The following is a 16,577-nucleotide window of genomic DNA, read 5'->3' as shown; positions in this document are numbered from 1 at the left end:
ACTACCCACCTATCCCTTGACTGCGCCGGAGGTCAGACCGGACACGATGCGACGCTGGAAGAAGAGAACGAACAGGATGATCGGTACGGTGATCACCACGGCGGCGGCGCAGATCGCCCCGGTGGGGTCCTCGAACTGCGACGCGCCGGTGAAGAACGACAACGCCGCCGGCACCGTGCGGGACCGCTCGGTGGAGGTCAGCGAGATGGCGAACAGGAAGTCGTTCCAGCAGAAGATGAAGACCAGGATCGCCGTGGTGAACAACCCGGGCGCGGCCAGTGGCGCGATCACCCTCCGGAACGCCTGCCCCTGGGTGGCGCCGTCCATCTTCGCGGCCTTCTCCAGGTCCCACGGGATCTGCTTGAAGAACGCCGACAGGGTGTAGATCGCCAGCGGCAGCGCGAAGGTGATGTACGGCAGGATCAGCCCGGGCCAGGTGTCGAAGATCCCCAGCTGCCGCTCGATCTCGAACAACGGCGACACCAGTGACACCTGCGGGAACATCGCGATCAGCAGGGAGATGCCGACCAGCAGTTTCTTGCCGGGGAAGTCCAGCCGACTGATCGCGTACGCGGCCATCGCACCGAGCACCACAGCGATCAGCGTGGCGATCAGGGCGATGCCGATGGAGTTGACGAGGGCCCGGACGAACTGGTCGGTGTCGAAGATCGTCCGGTAGTTGTCGAGCGTCCACTCCCGGGGAATGAAGTTCCCGTCGGTGAGGGTGGCCGGCGTCTTGAACGACAGCGACGCGATCCACAGCACCGGGACGAGCGCGAAGACGACCACGAGGACGTCGAGCAGACCCCAGCGCAGCTTCGCCCTGCCAGTGGTTTCGACAGACATGTCAGCGCCTCTCCCCGTCGTCGCTGCCGGGGGCAGCGGTGCCGAACAGCTTCACGAAGACGAACGCGATGATCGCCACGGTGATGAAGATCAGGACCGACATCGTCGAGCCGATGCCGAGGTTGAGGCCCCGGAGCAGGTTGTTGTAGGCGAGCATCGACACCGACGACGTCTCGTTGCCTCCGGCGGTGAGCACGTAGATGTTGTCGAAGACCCGGAACGCGTCCAGGGTGCGGAAGAGCAGGGCGACCAGGATCGCCGGCTTCATCACCGGCAGCATCACCTTCGTGAACTTCTGCCAGGCGGTCGCGCCGTCGGTGGAGGCGGCCTTGAGCAGGTCCTCCGGCACCAACGCCAGCCCGGCCATCAGCAGCAGCGCCATGAACGGCGTGGTCTTCCAGATCTCGGCCAGCATGATGATCGCCAGCGAGCTGGCCCGCTCGGTCAGCGGCGCGCCGTCGCTGAACAGGTCGGCGAGGTACCCGGTGCCGGGCGTCCAGGCGTACCGCCAGGAGAACGCGGCGACCACCGTGACGATCCCGTACGGGATGAGCGCCGAGGTCCGGACCAGGCCGCGCCCGATGAGGGTGCGGTGCATGATGATCGCCAGGCCCATGCCGAGCACCAGTTCGACGGCCACGGTGACCACCGTGATCAGCGTCGTCACCCCGAACGCGGTCCACCAGAACTCGTTGGTGAGCACCGTGACGTAGTTCTCCAGCCCGATGAACTCCCGCTGGTCGGGGAAACGCAGGTCGAAGCGCTGCAACGACAACCAGACCGAGTAGAGGATCGGGTACGCGGTCACCAGGACCATGACCAGCGCGGCGGGCGCGCAGAGCAGCCAGCCGAGCCGTCGTTCGGCCTTCTTGTTCGCGCTCAGCGGCGCCGTGCGGCGGCTGCCGCGTTGGGCGGGCACTGTGGGTGTCGTGGTCTTCTCGACGGTGTCCGCGCTCACGGCAGCACCCCCTTCGACTCGAGGGCGTCGGCGATGGCCTCGCGCAGCTCGTCGGCGGTCTGCTGCGGGCGGATCCCCGACGGCGGCGACAGGATCGCCGACATCACTGTGGAGATGCTCTGGTAGGCGGGGGTGAGGGGACGCGTCGCCGGGTCCTTCAGCTCCTCCAGGATGGTGTCCTTCATCGGGTACGCCTCGGTCATCTCCGGCTCGTCGTAGACGGCCTCGATGGTGGGCGGCACGCCGTCGTTGATGGCGGAGAACTTCTGGTGTTCGGCGCTGCGGATGCACCGGGCCGCCTCGAAGGACAGCTCCGGGCGCTTGGAGTAGGAGCTGACCGCCAGGTTGACGCCACCGATGGTGACCTTGCTGGGGGTGCCCTCGTCGATGCCGGGGATCCGCGCCCAGCCGACCTGCTTGGCCAGGTCCGGGTTCGCCTCCTGCAGCGCCGGGTAGACGAACGGCCAGTTCACCTGGAACGCGCCGGCGCCGGACTGGAACTCCAGCCGAACCGGGTCCTCGGTGGCGTTGCTGAACGACGGCGAGGTCACGCCCGACGTGGCGAAGCGCTTGAGCTGGTCCAACGCCCGCACTGCGCCCTCGTCCATGGCCGCCTTGGAGCCGTCGTCGGTGAGGATCTTCCCGCCGGCGCTCTCGGCGAGGGTGTTGTAGAGGACGACCAGGCCCTCGTACTGGGCGCCCATGGTGAGCACCTGGTACGGCTTGCCCTGGTCCTTGAGCTGCTGGGCCGCGCTGATCATCTGGTCCCAGGTGGTCGGCGGCTGCGGCACCAGGTCCTTGCGGTACCAGAGCAGTTGGACGTTGGTGTTCTTCGGGGCCGCGTACAGCTTGTCCTCGTAGCGGGCGGTCTCCAGCGGCCCGGCGAGGGTGCCCTGCTCGGCCTGGGCCCTGTCCTGGCCGGTCCACTCCCGGATCCACTTGGCGCTGGCGAACTCCTGGGTCCAGGTCACGTCCAGGCCGAGCACGTCCATGCCGGTGTCCTCGGCGGCGAGCCGGCGCACCATCTGCACCCGCTGGTCGTCGGCCTGCCGGGGCAGCACCCGGTAGGCGATCTCGTACCGCCCCTGGGCCTGCGCGTTGCAGTCGTCGACGACCTTCTGCAGGTTCTGCTCGGGCGGGTAGTACAGGTTGATGGTCGGCGTGCCGCCACCACCGTCGTCGCTGCCGCACGCGGCCAGCGGTGCGACGAGCGCCAGCGCGGCGGCCGCCGCCCCGAGCCGCACAATTGGCCGGCGTCGGTGTCGAGCCGCTTCGGGGTCCGTCATCGCCCTCCCCCTCTCTTCGGCGAAACCGGGGAGGGGCATCCGTGCCCCGGCGCACGGCGAGTCATCCCGAGCCCCGTGAACTGCGGAAACACGACGGCTCAGATGCTCCGTGCGGCTACACTGCCCCACTCGCGAGTGCGCGAAACATGGCCGTCACACCGAGCGTGCGGGCAGCGACGAGCTGCCTGCGGGGCGGCGCGGACGCCATGTGCACGATCGACTCGGCTTTCAGAGAATCGGGCTGTCACTGTGCTTGGGATGCCCCGACTTCCTTGAACCCGAGTCGATCAAGCGGTGGGTCGAGCGAGGTCAGGTGCGGGCTCTGGCCCAGGAGAGGAAGCGTTCGGTCATCCGAGCCGGCGGGTGGTCGGGGTGGAGTTGGGTGAGCTGGTTCGTCGCCTCGTGCATCAGGGTGCCGAGGTAGACGAGCAGGGCGGTGCGACTGGTCCGGTACTCGGTGAGCAGCGCGAGTTTCGCGGGCTGGCAGGGCCACTCCCGGCCACAGTTGCGGCACCGCCACAGCGGGCGCATGGCGACGTGTGGGACGGGCGGGCGGACCACCATCACAGCCACCGCGTCGCGTGCCGCGCGTGCCGGTCGTCCAACTCCATGAACCAGGCGAAACGCTTCAGCACGGCGTGAGCGGGTGGGCCGTCCGACCGCGTGGCCAGGTCGCGGATCGCCGCGCCGGCCATCAGGAGCAGCAGGTGTACGAGGGTGGCCGTCTGGACGCCCGGCGGTGGGATCTCCTGGAAGGTCGCGCAGGGCCAGGGCTGCCCGCACACCTCGCAGTTCCACTCGGGAGCAACACCCAGGTGCCCCTGCGCGTAGTTCCGCACGTTCAGGACCATCGTCACCACCTCCACTCGCCTCGCCGCCCCGGCGGCGACCTCACCATCAGTGACAGCTTGGCCACCAGACGACTACCGTCGATACGGACTCGGGTGATCCGCGCAGCTCAGCGACCCAGGCGAGCAACGGCGGCGGACACGCCGACGCGCTGTGGGCAGAGATTGGGGAATCGATGGGGACCGTCACCGACTACGTGTTGGAGGAGCTTCGCCTTCTCCGGGCCACGCTCGGGCTCAGTCAGGACGACTTCGGTCGGGGCATCGGCTATTCGGGCTCGCACGTCAGCTCGGTGGAGACCGGCGGACGGCCTCCCACGAAGGAGTACATGCGGGCGGTCGACACCCACCACGAGACCGGCGACCGATTCCAGCGGATGTTGGACCGGTTGGGCCGGCTGGATGCCGAACCGGCCTGGCTCCGCGAATGGATCGAGTTCGAGCGGGAGGCGACCACGCTGCGCTGGTTCGAGCTGTCGTACGTGCCGGGCCTGTTGCAGACCGAGCGGTACGCCCGGGCCACGCTGGCGGGTGGGCGGTTCGACGCCGAGGACGTCGACCGGATCGTCGCGTCCCGGTTGGAGCGGCAGGCGATCCTGCACCGCCCGCGCCCGCCGCAGCTCATCGCCGTCCTGGACGAGGCGGTGCTCCGGCGGCCGGTGCTCGACCAACCGGGCCTGATGGTCGAGCAGTGCGAGCACCTGGCCCAGGTGGCGACGGCGGAGCACATCCAGGTGCACGTCGTCCCGGCGGATGCGGGGATGTATCTGGGGATGGGCGGTCAGTTCATCATCGCCGAGATGCCGGACGGCGAACGGGTGACTTATGCCGACAACCAGCTCACCGCGCAGATCGTCGACGCATCGCCCGACGTCGCTAAGCTGGCGAAGACGTGGGAGATCGTGCGCAACGAGGCACTCCCCCGCCGGCAGAGCATCGAGCTGATCAGGGAAGTGGCGAAGTCATGGACATTCTGAACCCGCAGTGGCGCAAGTCGACCAGGTCCGGCGGCAACGGCGGGGCCTGTGTCGAGGTCGCCGACAACCTCGCGCACGTGGTGCTGGTGCGCGACACCAAGGACCGCGACGGCGGCACCCTGCACGTCGACCCGGCAGCCTGGAAGGCCTTCATCGCCTACGCCAAGAAGCACTGACCCCACCCGAGTCGATCATGGAGTTGTGGTGCCCGGTTTGCGGTCTCACGGGGAGTTTGTCACCCACCACAACTCCATGATCGACCGGGGCGGGGGGCGGCGGGGCGGGGGGCGGGGGGCGGGGACTCCGCTACGCGTCGCTTGCTCCGCCGTGCGCCTGGACCAGGCATGCTGGGGGTCATGATCGCGCGCTTCAAGGACCTCTGCCTGGACGCCGCCGACCCGCTCGCCCTGGGCGGCTTCTGGGCCCGCATGCTGGACGCCGACGTGGCCGACGCCGGTGACGGCGACACCCGGGTGGACCCCCGCTCGGCCCGATCGGATGCCGAGTCGATCTGGGTGAACAAGGTGCCCGAGCCGAGGGTTGGCCGTACCCGCGTACACCTGGATCTGCGGTTGGCCGACGCGGACCCGGCGGCGTTGCTCGCGGACGGCGCCCGGCTGGTCAGCGAACCGGGCGGTGGCGTCGACCGGTGGGTGCTGGCCGACCCGGAGGGCAACGAGTTCTGCGCGTTGCCCCCCTGCGAGGGCACCAGGCCCGGCCCGGTCCACCTGGTGGTGGACACGATCGACCCGACCGCACAGGCGGCCTGGTGGGCCGGCGTGCTCGGCGGCACCGTCGAGTACGGGCCCACCGAAGCGTCGGTGCTCGGTGCCGCCGGCCTCCCCTGGGAGAGCTGGGTGTTCGACGGGGTCACCGAGCCCAAGACGGTCAAGAACCGCATGCACTGGGACGTCGAACTGGTCGACCCGCGACCCGACGCGCTGGTCCAGGCCGGTGCGACGATGCTCGCGGAGCCGACCGAGCGCAGCCGCTGGTGGGTGCTGGCCGACCCCGAGGGCAACGAGTTCTGCGCCTTCGCACCGCGGCCAACCGGGTGAACGACCGACTACCCAGCGCGGGCACCGTCGACTAGCGTTTTCCTAACGCCGCAGCCAGCGCGTTCGCCGCCGCCGTCGACACGCCTCGGCCGACCCCCACCTGCCCGATCGGTTGGTAATCGCGGGAACGTCGCACCGCCGCTCCCCCGGTTCGGCAGGATCGTCCCAACGAGGAGGTGCCGTCGTGCAGGACACCCGCGCTCTCGCCCTGACATTCGAGGTGAGCGGCCTGCCACCGGTCAAGACCGAAGCGTTGTCCATCTTCGCCGCCGGGCATCGCCAGGCGACGAGGGTCCGCACCCTGCTCCAGGCCGCTCTCACCGCGGCCCAGCGCACCGGCTGGACGCCGTTGCCCGGGCCGGTCGAGGTCGACCTGGTCCTGCGATGCCCGCCCGGGCACCGTACGGCCGACGCCAGCACCCTGCTCGGCGGCGTCTGCGCGGTGTTGCAGGACAAGAAGCGGGTGCAGTCCATCGGCCTCAGCCACCTCGGCGTCCTGGTGGACGTCGCCCTCTACGACGACGACCGGCAGATCCGCCGCCTGTCGTACCACGAGGAGCCGGCGGAGGACTTCTCATACCAGGTGCGGGTCGCCGCCGCACCGAACGGGGTTTGACCGACGTCCGCGGTGGGGTACCGCGGACGCCGACGAAGGGAGCACCGATGTCGGAGCCACATGTCACGCTCGACCCCCGCGGGCTCGACCCTGTGCAGCAGAAGCTGCGCGGCCCGCTGGAGGAACAGCTGACCTCGGCGCTTCAGGCCGCCACCGACCGGGTCCGCGCCGACTACGCCGGCGAGCCGGTCGAGCAGGTCTGCCAACGCCTGTTGGAGGAGACCCGCTCCGGGTTGCATCCCGACATCGCGGCCGGGTTCAACCCGGACATGGACGAGTTCTGCCGGGTGGCGGTGGCGATCGTCCGACGTGAGGTGTCCTGAGTCGGCGACAGTCGTGGTGGTCAGGGCCGGGTCCGCAACTACCCGGCCCTGACCGTGGCGTCCGACTGCGGTCACTCAGCTCCGCGGTGCCCACCCTCCGGACGCCAGGTGCGTCCCGGCAAAACCCCAGAGCCAGAAGACGCCGGCCCAGGCTAGGGGCCCCCGACGGGCCGGACAAGCCGATCCGGGCCGTCGTCGGCATGACTGATCCCACGCTGGAAAACCGGCATGTCGCCGTAACACGACCCTGATCGTGGACGCTGTTCGCACCGCCACGCCGGGTTCGGTCGCCGCGCTGGTCGGGTCGGGTCGTCAGAAGTGGCGGAGCAGGTCGCGGAACGCGGCCAGCCGCAGGACACCGCCGTCGGTCGGATCCAGTTCGTCGTCCTCCAGCACCCAGGTGTTCTCGTTCGGAATGAACACCACGTTCAGCCCGGCCGCCCGCGCCGGCAGGATGTCGGACTTCGGGGAGTTACCGATCATCCACGCGGTGGACGGGTCGAAGCCGTGCTCCCGGACCAGCCACCGGTACGTCTCGGCGTTCTTCTCCCGCACGATGTGCGCGGCCCCGAAGTGGTGCAGCACCCCGCAGGCGTCCAGCTTGCGTTGCTGTTCCTCCCGGTCGCCCTTGGTCAGCAACAGCAGCTCGTGCCGGCTGGCCAGGTCGTCGAGCGCCTCGGCCACCCCCGGCATCAGCTCGACACGGTGTTCCACGAGCGCCACGGCCAACCGGTCGATCTCCAGGCGCTCGGCCTCGGTGGCCGGCCGTGCGCGCAGTCGCTCCAGACACTCCCCCAGGCTGCGCAGGAAGACCTTGCTGCCGTAGCCGTGCGCCACCGCGTTGGCCCGCTCGATGTCGTCGAGGACGGCGCGCAGCGCGACCCGGTCCAGGGTGGGGTGGTCCAGCCAGGACAGGAAGTCGTCGATCACCCGCTCGAAGACGACGTTGTTCTCCCACAGGGTGTCGTCCGCATCGAAGATCAACACCTTCGCCTGCCGCCGCGCCACCGTGCCGTCCGCCGTCATGCCGCCCCCTCGCGATCACGCTGATGCGGTCCGGAACTTTAGGGCATGTCGCCCGTCACGCCCACCGAGTTCCTGCTCGACGGGCACGGCCACCGCAGCAGCCGTTGTGCGATCAACGACTCCCGCTCCTCCTGCCCGTCGGGTCGGAGCCGCCCGCCGCGGGTCAGCATCACCACGCCGTGCAGCAGGCTCCAGCCCACCTCGGCGAGGGTGTCCGGGTCGCGTCCCTCCGCCAGGGGTGTCAGGGCCGCCCGCAGCTCGGCGAAGACCGCCCGTGGCGCGGCCGGCACACCATCCGCGCCGAGCGCCAGGTCGGGGGTCAGCGCGAGCATCGCGTCGTAGACCTCCGGATTCGTGTACGCGAAGTCGAGGTACGCGGTCGCGACCGCCGGCCAGGCACCGTCGGGGCTGTCCACGGCTTCGGCGTGCGCCTCCGCCAGATCGGCGGCCAGGTCGGCGAACGCGCACACGGCGACGGCGGCGAGCACCGCCTCCAGGTCGGCGAAGTGTCGGTAGACGTCACCGATGTCGATCTCGGCCCGTTCGGCGAGCCGGCGGGTGCTGACGCCCGCCCAGCCCTCCGCCTCAGCCAACTCACGCGCGACCGTGACGAGAAGGTCACGCCGGTCCTGTTCGGTGGCCTTCTCGGCAGGTCCGGGCACGCCCACGAGCGTAAGCCCGCGCCCCTCCCGTAGCCGCCCGGTGACAGATTGGTGACTGTTGTGGTGGGCGCGCCCCCTTCCCCCACGTGCCACAGCAGCCCCTGGCTCGTTGGGCAAGGAGATCACCGCGACGGGAGGGCACGTGCTCGTTCGGCGACACCGGCGCGTGGCGAGCCGATGAGGAACACCCCGGACGGGCTGTTGCGCAGCGAAGCCACCCGCCAGCGGGCCACCTTCCTGGAACTCTTCCTCGACCTGGTCTTCGTCTTCGCCCTCACCCGGATCTCCGCGCGGCTGATCGCCGACTTCACCGACGGCCAGCGCGGCGTGTACGCGGGTCTCGGCCAGGCCCTGCTGCTGTTCCTGGCGCTGTGGGCGATCTGGTCGGTGACGGTCTGGTCGACAAGTTGGCTGGACCCGGACGCTCCGATCGTCCAGACCGTCATCATCATGACGTTGGTCGGTGCCATGACGATGGCCGTCGCGGTGCCGAACGGCTTCGGCGCACGGGCCGCACTCTTCGCCATCACCCTGGTGACCCTCCAGATCGGCCGAGTGGTGTTCTTCTACCTCGCCGGGCACGGCCGGCCGGACCCCCAACAGTCGATCCGGATCCTGTTCTGGTTCGGCCTGAGCGCACCGCTCTGGGTCGTCGGTGGGCTGGTCCACGACGGGACGGCCCGCGGGGCGCTCTGGACCCTCGCCGTGCTGATCGACTACACCGGGCTGTTCCTCGGCTGGCCGACCCCCCGACTCGGCGCGCAACGACTCGGCGTCCAGATGATCGCGGCCGAGCACCTGGCCGAGCGGTACCAACAGTTCCTCCTCATCGCGCTCGGCGAGGCGATCTTCGTCATCGGGCTCGCCTTCAGCGGCAGCGGGTTCCACACCGACCAGACGGGTGGATTCGTCCTGGCGTTGGCGAGCACCGTCCTGCTCTGGCGGATCTACTTCCACGTGGCGGGCGGGATTCTGGGCACTGCCGTCGACCGCTCCCGCAATCCGGCCCGGCTCGCGACCGAGATGGCGTTCGCCCACATGGTCATGATCGCGGGGATCGTCCTCACCGGCGTCGGCTTCGAACTGTTCATCACCGAACCCCTCGGGCACCTCCCGGCGGCCTGGCTCATCGCCATCCTCGGCGGTCCGGCGTTGTTCCTCGCCGGACGATCGGCCCTCGAATACCAGGTGTTCGCCCGGGTCTCCCGCTCCCGACTGGCCGGCCTCCTCACCCTCGGCCTGCTGGTGCCGGTCGCCGTGCACCTCGACCCGCTCACCGCCGGGGCAGCCGCCGCCGTGGTGCTGCTCGGCGTCGCGGGCGCGGACGCGCGGCGCTCCCGGCGGCACCCACCGGAGACACCGACACCGCCGTTCTAGACAGCGGCCTCAGCGGGACAGGGTCCTCTCGCACCGCATGTGCGACAACTTCTCCGGGTTGCGCACCGCGTAGAGCGCGCTGACGAGACCGTCGTCGATGCGCAGCGTGACCACCGTGTCGATCTCGCCGTCGAACCGGAGTACCAGCGCCGGGTAGCCATTGACCTGGGCCGGCCGCAACGACATGGCGGCGGCCCTGGCCTTCGTGCTGGCCAGCAGCCGGGCGACCTTGTCGGCCCCGACGACCGGCCGCAGCACCGCCTGCTTGATCCCGCCACCGTCGCCCAGCAACACGGCATCCGGTGCGAGAACGTCGAGCAGGCCCTGCACGTCGCCGGTCTCGACTGCCCGCTGGAACGCGTCGAGCGCACGCCGGGTCTCGGCCGGGGAGACCGACCCGCGAGGTCGACGCGCGGCGACGTGCGCCCGCGCCCGGTGGGCGATCTGGCGGACGGCGGCCGCACTCTTGCCGACAGCGTCGGCGATCTCGTCGTAGCCAAGGTCGAAGACCTCGCGCAGGACGAACACCGCCCGCTCGGTCGGCGCGAGCGTCTCCAGCACCAGCAGCATCGCCATCGAGACACTCTCCGCGAGTTCGACGTCGTCGGCGACGTCGGGCGCGGTCAGCAACGGCTCGGGCAACCAGGAGCCGACGTACGACTCCCTGCGCCGCCCGACCGTCCGCAGCCGGTTCAGCGACTGGCGGGTGGTGATTCGGACCAGGTACGCGCGCTGGTCCCGCACCGCCGACAGATCCGCGTCCGCCCACCGCAGCCAGGTCTCCTGGAGTACGTCCTCAGCGTCGGCAGCCGAGCCGAGCATCTCGTAGGCGACGGTGAAGAGCAGGTTCCGGTGGGCGACGAACGCGTCGACGGCGGGGCCCGCCCGGCCGTCCTCGGTCATGGCTCCGCTCCCCCGGTCCGCAATACGCCCACCACGGCTGGCTCCAGTCTCGTCGATCCCGATGGCATCGCCCACCAGACACCGGTCCCGTGCCGTCTGTGACACCGGCCAGGCGTGGGCCGTGTCACCGCGGCACCCCTGTCACAGCGAGCCGACCGGCGGTGTCTCGTGGTCGACCCGAGACGGAAGGAACCTTATGAACCTGGCACTGTGGATCGCGGCCGGACTGCTGGCCGCAGTCGCCCTGGCCGGCGGCGTCACCAAGACGTTCGTACCCAAGGAGAGGTTGGCCGCCGCCAACGGCGGTGGGTGGACCGCCGACGCTAGCGTGCGCTTCGTCAAGACCCTCGGGGTCCTCGAAATCCTGGCCGCGATCGGCCTGATCCTGCCCGCAGTGCTCGACATCGCACCGGTGCTGGTGCCGGTCACCGCGCTCTGCTGGGTCCTGCTGATGGTCGGCGCCATGATCACCCACCTGCGCTACCACGAGGCGACGTTCATCGTGCTGAACCTGCTCTACCTCGCGGTGGCCGCCTTCGTCGCCTGGGGCCGGCTCGGACCGGAGCCCTTCGGCGGCTGACCAGATGTCATGATCTGTCGATGTCCCCATGGGAAGTTGTCACACGCGTCGTCGTGCCGGTGCTTCTCGTCCTCTGGGCCGGATTCGTGTTCGTCGGCGTGTTCGCCGACCGGCCCGAGACGTTCTCCCGGCCGCGCGGCTGGCACTGGGTCTGGGCGGCTCTGTGGCTGGGCCTGGCTGGTGAGGCGGCGATCGGCGACGATCGGTCATGGGTCGAGCGGACCTGGAAGGGCGTCATGGCGCTGCTCCTCACCGTGGCCGTCGTCGTCGCGGCAGTCCGCCGTCACCGGTGGAAGGCCAGGCAACGCGAGGCAGACGGCTGACGCGCCCCGGGCGGCTCGGCATTCAGCGGTCCGAGCGCCTTGATGCCGTGGGTCTTGAGCAGCGCGGGCATCGGGTCGGCGAGATGCCGCCGCCGGGGCCGCCAGATGCGTCCCACGTTCGTCGACGCGTTGGGCCCTGGCACGCCGCCGCACCCAGCCGCACCACCGCCCCGCCCCGCAAGATCCGATCACCTCGTTTGACGTGAAGCGCTTGAAGTTGGGGACGCTTCAGTCATGGCAGCGACGAAGGCGGATCGGGAGCGGACAGAACCGCCCCTGACCATCCAGGAGATGGCCCAACGGTCGGGCTTCAGTGAGCCGACGCTGCGCTACTACGAAAAGATCGGCCTGCTCGGCCCGGTCCCGCGCGACGACAGCAGCGGCCACCGCCGCTACCACGCCGCGCTCGCCGAACGCGTCGACGCCCTGGCCTGCCTTCGGTCGTCCGGGATGAGCGTCGCGGAGATGCGCCGCTACCTGACGCTGCTCGACGAGGGCGACCGCGCTGCGGCTGCCGAACAACGTGACCTCTTCGCCCGGCACGCCGACCGGCTGTCCGGGGAAATCGAACGCCTACGGGTACGCCAGGCCTACATGCGCGGCAAGGCGGACATGTGGGACGCACGGTACCGGGGCGACGCGGATGCCGAGGAGCGCGCAATCGAGCAGGTCGAGCACGCTCTTCGACGTTTCTGAGCAACGATGGGACAAACAATGTTGAACGACATTCAGCTTCGCGCCACCGACGACGCCCTGGTTCTGGTGACCGGTGCCACCGGCCACGTCGGCGGGTACTCCGTCGCCCGACTGCTCGACGAGGGCTACCGGGTGCGGGTCAGTGTCCGCGAGGCGGACCAGCGCGACGTGGTGCTCGACCGGGTTCGGCAGGCCGGCGCGAACCCGGACGACCGGGTCGAGTTCCGGACCGCAGCCCTGTCCGCCGACGAGGGATGGGCCGAGGCCACCGACGGGGCCCGGTACGTGCTGCACCACGCGTCGCCGTTTCCATTCACCCCGCCAGAGGACGACGACGAGGTGATCCGGCCCGCCCGCGACGGAGCGCTGCGCGTCCTGCGCGCCGCACGGAAGACCGGGGTACGACGGGTGGTGCTGACCTCGTCGTACGCGGCGGTGGGATACACGGTGAAGCCCGACGGTCGGTACAGCGAAGCGGACTGGACCAACGTGGACGACGACATCCCGGCGTACCACCGGTCGAAGACGCTCGCCGAGCGCGCGGCTTGGGACGACGTCCGGGACAACGGCGGGGTCGAGCTGAGCGTCGTCAACCCGACCGGCATCTTCGGGCCGCTGCTGGGGCCACGGGTCTCCGCGTCGACCGGCTTGGTGCAGGCGTTCCTCACCGGAGCGATGCCGGTCGTACCCCGGATGTACTTCGGTGTCGTCGACGTCCGGGACGTGGTCGACCTGCACCTGCGCGCGATGGTGCACCCGGACGCTGCCGGTGAGCGGTTCATCGGCGTCGGCGGTCCGTCGATCAGCTTCCTCGACATGGCACAGATGCTGGCGCGGCACCTGCCGGGCCTGGCCGATCGGGTGCCCGCGCGGGAACTCACCGACGAGGAGGTCCTACGGGCCGCCGCGACCGAACCGGCCCTGCGCGAAGCCGCCGCCCTGCGCGGACAGGTCCCGGTGATCAGCAACGACAAGGCGCGGGACGTCCTCGGCTGGCGCCCCCGCCCGGTGGAGACGACCATCACCGAGACCGCGGACAGCCTGATCAAGCTCGGCCTGGTCACCGCCTGACCCCACCCCGCGCCCCGCGCCCCCGCGCCCCGCACCCCGCACCCCGCACCCCGGCATGACCGTGCTCGATCCAGGAAGTAGTGGCCTCCTGCTCCGGTCCACACCACTACAACAAGGATCGAGCGCGATCATGCCGCCCTCCGCCCGCAAGATCCGCGCACTTTCGGTGATGGTGCTGTCTCACGGACGCCGCAGGCCGCACCATCACCGATGTTGCGCGGATCTTGGGCGGGGCAGGGCCCACGCGGGGCAGGGCCCACGCGGGGCGGAGCGCGGGACCTTAGCGGCGCAGGGTGAGGATCAGGTCGGCTACCAGGGCCGTCCAGCCGGTCTGGTGCCAGGCGCCCAGGCCGGCGCCGTTGTCGCCGTGGAAGTACTCGGGGAAGGCGATCAGGTCGCGCCAGTCCGGGTGGGTCTGGAACATCTGCGCGGCACCATAGATCGGCCGTCGACCCCAGTCGTCCTGGGTGAACAGCGCGATCAGCCGGGCGGAGAGGTCGTCGGCGATCTCGTCCAGGGTGCGCTTGACCCCGGAGCGGGTCGGGTACTCCACCTGCAGGTCGTCGCCGAAGAACGCCGCGTAGTCGCGGAGCGCGCTGATCAGCAGGAAGTTCGTCGGCATCCAGATCGGCCCACGCCAGTTCGAGTTGCCGCCGAACAGACCGCTCGTCGACTCGGCCGGCTCGTAGCCGACGGAGAACTCCTGCCCGCCGAGGGTGACCGAGAACGGTTTGTCCAGGTGCGCGCGGGACAGCGTACGCAGGCCGAAGTCGGAGAGGAACTCGTCGGGGTCGAGCATCCGGGCGAGGAGCCGGACCACCTGCTCCGGGCCGACCATGGACAGCAGCCGTTGCTGCCGGCCGTCGGGGCCCAGCCGGCGGGTGCCGATCACCTGGGCGTACTCCGGGCGGTTGGTCAGGAACCAGCGCAACCGCGCGCCCAGCTCGGGCAGGTGGTGCAGGGTCCTCGCGGTGAGCCGGGTGGTGGCGGCCAGCGGCAGCAGCCCGACGACCGAGCGGACTTTGAGCGGCACCTTCGTACCGTCGGCGAGGCGCAGCACGTCGTAGAAGAACGCGTCCTCGTCGTCCCACAGCCCCTGCTCGTACGCGGCGGCGGCGATGTACGCGAAGTGCTCGAAGAACTTGGTGGCGGTGTCCACCCAGGTCCGGTCGTGTTCGGCGAGCACGATGGCCATGTCGAGCATGTTCAGGGCGTACATGCCCATCCAGCCGGTGCCGTCGGACTGCTCCAGCACACCGGCGACCGGCAGCGCCGCCGAACGGTCGAACGGCCCGACGTTGTCCAGCCCGAGGAAGCCACCCTCGAAGACGTTGTTGCCGCCGGTGTCCTTGCGGTTGACCCACCAGGTGAAGTTGAGCAGCAGCTTGTGCATCACCCGGGCCAGGAACTCGTAGTCGCGCCCGCCGTCGATCTCGAACACCTTCAGCGCCGCCCACGCGTGCACCGGCGGGTTCACGTCACCGAACGCCCACTCGTACGCCGGGATCTGCCCGTTGGGGTGCAGGTACCACTCGCGCAGCAGGAGCAGGATCTGTTCCTTGGCGAAGCCGGGGTCGACGCGGGCGATGGTGACGCAGTGGAAGGCCAGGTCCCAGGCCGCGTACCACGGGTATTCCCAGGGGTCGGGCATGGAGATGACGTCGAAGCTGGTCATGTGCCACCAGGCGCTGTTGCGCCCGTGTCGGCGGCCGGCCGGCGGGGTGGAGCCGGGGTCGCCGTCGAGCCAGCGTTTGACGTCGAAGTGGTAGAACTGCTTGCCCCACATCAGCCCGGCGATGGCCTGCCGTGCCACCAGCGCCTCGTCGGGGGTGGCGGTCGGCGGGATCACCCCGGCGAAGTACCTGTTCGCCTCGGCCCGGCGCGCCCACACCACGGCCTCGAAGCCGGCGCTGAGGTCGGCGGGGGGCGGCGGCGCGGTGGCCGGGGGTGACGCGGTGCGGGTCAACCGCAGCCGGATCTGACGCTGCCCACCGGCGGGCACGTCGAGCACGTAGTGCAGCGCGCCCTTGGTGCCCTCCCGGTCGGGGTTGACAGTGGCCGCGCCGTTGACGACGTGGTCGTTGATGCCGTCCTTGGGATATTTCGAGCGGCCGGCCAGGCCCCAGAGACGTTCGGCGTTGGTGTCGTTGTCGCAGAGCAGCGGCACCGGGCCGCCGTCGCCTTCGAGCAGCAGTTGGCCGAGCACCCGGTGTTCGCCGACGAGCCGGGTGCCCTGACCGGTGAGCCGGGGGATCCGGTCGCCGCCGGGCAGCCCCCAGGCCCAGGTGTTGCGGAACCACAGGGTCGGCAGCACGTGCAGGGTGGCCGCCCGGTCGCCCCGATTCTCGACGGTCACCACCATGCACAGGTCGGTCGGGGACGCCTTGGCGTAGTCGACGGTCACCGCCCAGTACCTGTCGTCGTCGAAGATCCCGGTGTCCACCAGCTCGTACTCGGTGTCGTCACGGCCGCGCAACGCGTTCACCGCGACGAGTTCGTCGTACGGGAAGGCGGCCTGCGGGTAGTGGTAGCGCCAGCGCATCCAGGAGTGCGTCGGGGTGCTGTCGAGGTACCACCAGTACTCCTTGGCGTCCTCACCGTGGTTGCCGCTGTCGCCGCCGAGGCCGAACATCCGCTCCTTGAGGATCGGGTCCTTGCCGTTCCAGAGCGCGAGGGCGAAGGCGAAGGTCTGCCGGTCGTCGCAGACGCCGGCCATTCCGTCTTCGTTCCACCGGTAGGCTCTGGACCGCGCGTGGTCGTGCGGGAAGTAGTCCCACGCCGTACCGTGCTCGCTGTAGTCCTCCCGCACCGTCCCCCACGCCCGTTCGGACAGATAGGGACCCCATGCACGCCAGTCCTGCTCCCCCGAGTCGGCCTGGGCGAGCCGGAGCCGCTCAGCGTCGGGTGGCGAGGCGTCGGAGGACGATCCGTCAGTGATCACGTCAACATCTTTGACGTCGCCGGGGTACTTGACCACAGCAGCCATTGTCGTCGTGGCGTGTTACACCTTGCCGCAGGTGGAGGAAA

General features: G+C 70.0%; 19 protein-coding genes. 10 read left to right on the top strand and 9 right to left on the bottom strand.

Going from position 1 to position 16,577, the window contains the following annotated elements; all coding sequences use genetic code 11:
• Positions 1 to 9 precede the first annotated feature (9 nt).
• The 5 genes from GA0070612_RS16330 to GA0070612_RS16310 form a co-directional block, all read right to left on the bottom strand.
• Complete coding sequence (locus tag GA0070612_RS16330; protein WP_088988673.1) at positions 10 to 846, bottom strand: carbohydrate ABC transporter permease; 837 nt, start codon at positions 844 to 846, stop codon at positions 10 to 12.
• Position 847: 1 nt separating this feature from the next.
• Positions 848 to 1,804 carry a carbohydrate ABC transporter permease gene (locus GA0070612_RS16325; RefSeq protein ID WP_088988672.1) on the bottom strand — a complete coding sequence of 319 codons (957 nt, stop codon included), beginning with the start codon at positions 1,802 to 1,804 and terminating at the stop codon, positions 848 to 850.
• Complete coding sequence (locus tag GA0070612_RS16320; protein ID WP_088988671.1) at positions 1,801 to 3,090, bottom strand: ABC transporter substrate-binding protein; 1,290 nt, start codon at positions 3,088 to 3,090, stop codon at positions 1,801 to 1,803. Before GA0070612_RS16320 ends, GA0070612_RS16325 begins: the two co-directional genes overlap by 4 nt.
• A 309-nt stretch (positions 3,091 to 3,399) precedes the next feature.
• A complete protein-coding gene (locus GA0070612_RS16315; protein WP_088988670.1) occupies positions 3,400 to 3,654 on the bottom strand; it encodes a flavin reductase in 255 nt (84 codons plus the stop codon).
• Positions 3,654 to 3,941, bottom strand: a complete 288-nt coding sequence (locus tag GA0070612_RS16310; protein ID WP_157742494.1) for a hypothetical protein — start codon at positions 3,939 to 3,941, stop codon at positions 3,654 to 3,656. The genes GA0070612_RS16315 and GA0070612_RS16310 overlap by 1 nt, the downstream gene beginning before the upstream one ends.
• Positions 3,942 to 4,114: 173 nt before the next feature.
• Here GA0070612_RS16310 and GA0070612_RS16305 point away from each other — a divergent pair, with 173 nt between their 5' ends.
• From GA0070612_RS16305 to GA0070612_RS16285, 5 genes are all read left to right on the top strand, one after another.
• Positions 4,115 to 4,915: a helix-turn-helix domain-containing protein gene (locus tag GA0070612_RS16305; protein WP_088988668.1), complete on the top strand. Its 801-nt coding sequence runs from the start codon at positions 4,115 to 4,117 to the stop codon at positions 4,913 to 4,915.
• Positions 4,903 to 5,091, top strand: coding sequence for a DUF397 domain-containing protein (locus GA0070612_RS16300; RefSeq protein WP_408630503.1), 189 nt, complete (start codon positions 4,903 to 4,905; stop codon positions 5,089 to 5,091). Before GA0070612_RS16305 ends, GA0070612_RS16300 begins: the two co-directional genes overlap by 13 nt.
• A 180-nt stretch (positions 5,092 to 5,271) precedes the next feature.
• Entirely contained in the window at positions 5,272 to 5,973 is a 702-nt protein-coding gene (locus GA0070612_RS16295) for a VOC family protein (protein WP_157742493.1), read from the top strand.
• Between the two features lie 184 nt (positions 5,974 to 6,157).
• The gene (locus tag GA0070612_RS16290; RefSeq protein WP_088988666.1) at positions 6,158 to 6,589 is read left to right on the top strand and encodes a RusA family crossover junction endodeoxyribonuclease; all 432 of its coding nucleotides are present in this window, start codon (positions 6,158 to 6,160) and stop codon (positions 6,587 to 6,589) included.
• Positions 6,590 to 6,636: 47 nt separating this feature from the next.
• A complete protein-coding gene (locus GA0070612_RS16285) occupies positions 6,637 to 6,912 on the top strand; it encodes a hypothetical protein (RefSeq protein ID WP_088988665.1) in 276 nt (91 codons plus the stop codon).
• Between the two features lie 312 nt (positions 6,913 to 7,224).
• Here GA0070612_RS16285 and GA0070612_RS16280 read toward each other — a convergent pair whose 3' ends face one another.
• Positions 7,225 to 7,938, bottom strand: coding sequence for an HAD family hydrolase (locus GA0070612_RS16280; RefSeq protein ID WP_088988664.1), 714 nt, complete (start codon positions 7,936 to 7,938; stop codon positions 7,225 to 7,227).
• 38 nt (positions 7,939 to 7,976) lie between these two features.
• The gene (locus tag GA0070612_RS16275; RefSeq protein WP_231924198.1) at positions 7,977 to 8,600 is read right to left on the bottom strand and encodes a TetR/AcrR family transcriptional regulator; all 624 of its coding nucleotides are present in this window, start codon (positions 8,598 to 8,600) and stop codon (positions 7,977 to 7,979) included.
• A gap of 177 nt (positions 8,601 to 8,777) precedes the next feature.
• On the opposite strand from GA0070612_RS16275, the gene GA0070612_RS16270 reads away from it, so the two are divergent.
• Positions 8,778 to 9,977 carry a low temperature requirement protein A gene (locus tag GA0070612_RS16270; RefSeq protein WP_088988662.1) on the top strand — a complete coding sequence of 400 codons (1,200 nt, stop codon included), beginning with the start codon at positions 8,778 to 8,780 and terminating at the stop codon, positions 9,975 to 9,977.
• Between the two features lie 9 nt (positions 9,978 to 9,986).
• On the opposite strand, the gene GA0070612_RS16265 is transcribed toward GA0070612_RS16270, so the two are convergent.
• A complete protein-coding gene (locus tag GA0070612_RS16265) occupies positions 9,987 to 10,880 on the bottom strand; it encodes an RNA polymerase sigma-70 factor (protein ID WP_088988661.1) in 894 nt (297 codons plus the stop codon).
• Between the two features lie 196 nt (positions 10,881 to 11,076).
• Between GA0070612_RS16265 and GA0070612_RS16260 the strand changes: the two genes are divergently transcribed.
• The 4 genes from GA0070612_RS16260 to GA0070612_RS16245 all read left to right on the top strand — a co-directional run bounded on the left by GA0070612_RS16260 (position 11,077) and on the right by GA0070612_RS16245 (position 13,550).
• A complete protein-coding gene (locus GA0070612_RS16260; protein ID WP_088988660.1) occupies positions 11,077 to 11,460 on the top strand; it encodes a DoxX family protein in 384 nt (127 codons plus the stop codon).
• A gap of 20 nt (positions 11,461 to 11,480) precedes the next feature.
• Positions 11,481 to 11,783, top strand: coding sequence for a hypothetical protein (locus tag GA0070612_RS16255; protein ID WP_157742492.1), 303 nt, complete (start codon positions 11,481 to 11,483; stop codon positions 11,781 to 11,783).
• 234 nt (positions 11,784 to 12,017) lie between these two features.
• Positions 12,018 to 12,479 (top strand): MerR family transcriptional regulator, encoded by a 462-nt coding sequence (locus tag GA0070612_RS16250; protein ID WP_088988658.1) that lies wholly within the window; start codon positions 12,018 to 12,020, stop codon positions 12,477 to 12,479.
• Between the two features lie 18 nt (positions 12,480 to 12,497).
• Positions 12,498 to 13,550 carry an NAD-dependent epimerase/dehydratase family protein gene (locus GA0070612_RS16245; protein ID WP_088988657.1) on the top strand — a complete coding sequence of 351 codons (1,053 nt, stop codon included), beginning with the start codon at positions 12,498 to 12,500 and terminating at the stop codon, positions 13,548 to 13,550.
• Between the two features lie 280 nt (positions 13,551 to 13,830).
• On the opposite strand, the gene GA0070612_RS16240 is transcribed toward GA0070612_RS16245, so the two are convergent.
• Complete coding sequence (locus GA0070612_RS16240) at positions 13,831 to 16,536, bottom strand: MGH1-like glycoside hydrolase domain-containing protein (RefSeq protein WP_088988656.1); 2,706 nt, start codon at positions 16,534 to 16,536, stop codon at positions 13,831 to 13,833.
• Positions 16,537 to 16,577: the final 41 nt, after the last annotated feature.

Origin of the sequence: Micromonospora chokoriensis (genome assembly GCF_900091505.1) — a bacterium.
In the GTDB taxonomy this organism is placed as follows: Bacteria; Actinomycetota; Actinomycetes; order Mycobacteriales; family Micromonosporaceae; genus Micromonospora; species Micromonospora chokoriensis.
This window is presented reverse-complemented; position numbering and strand designations above follow the sequence as displayed.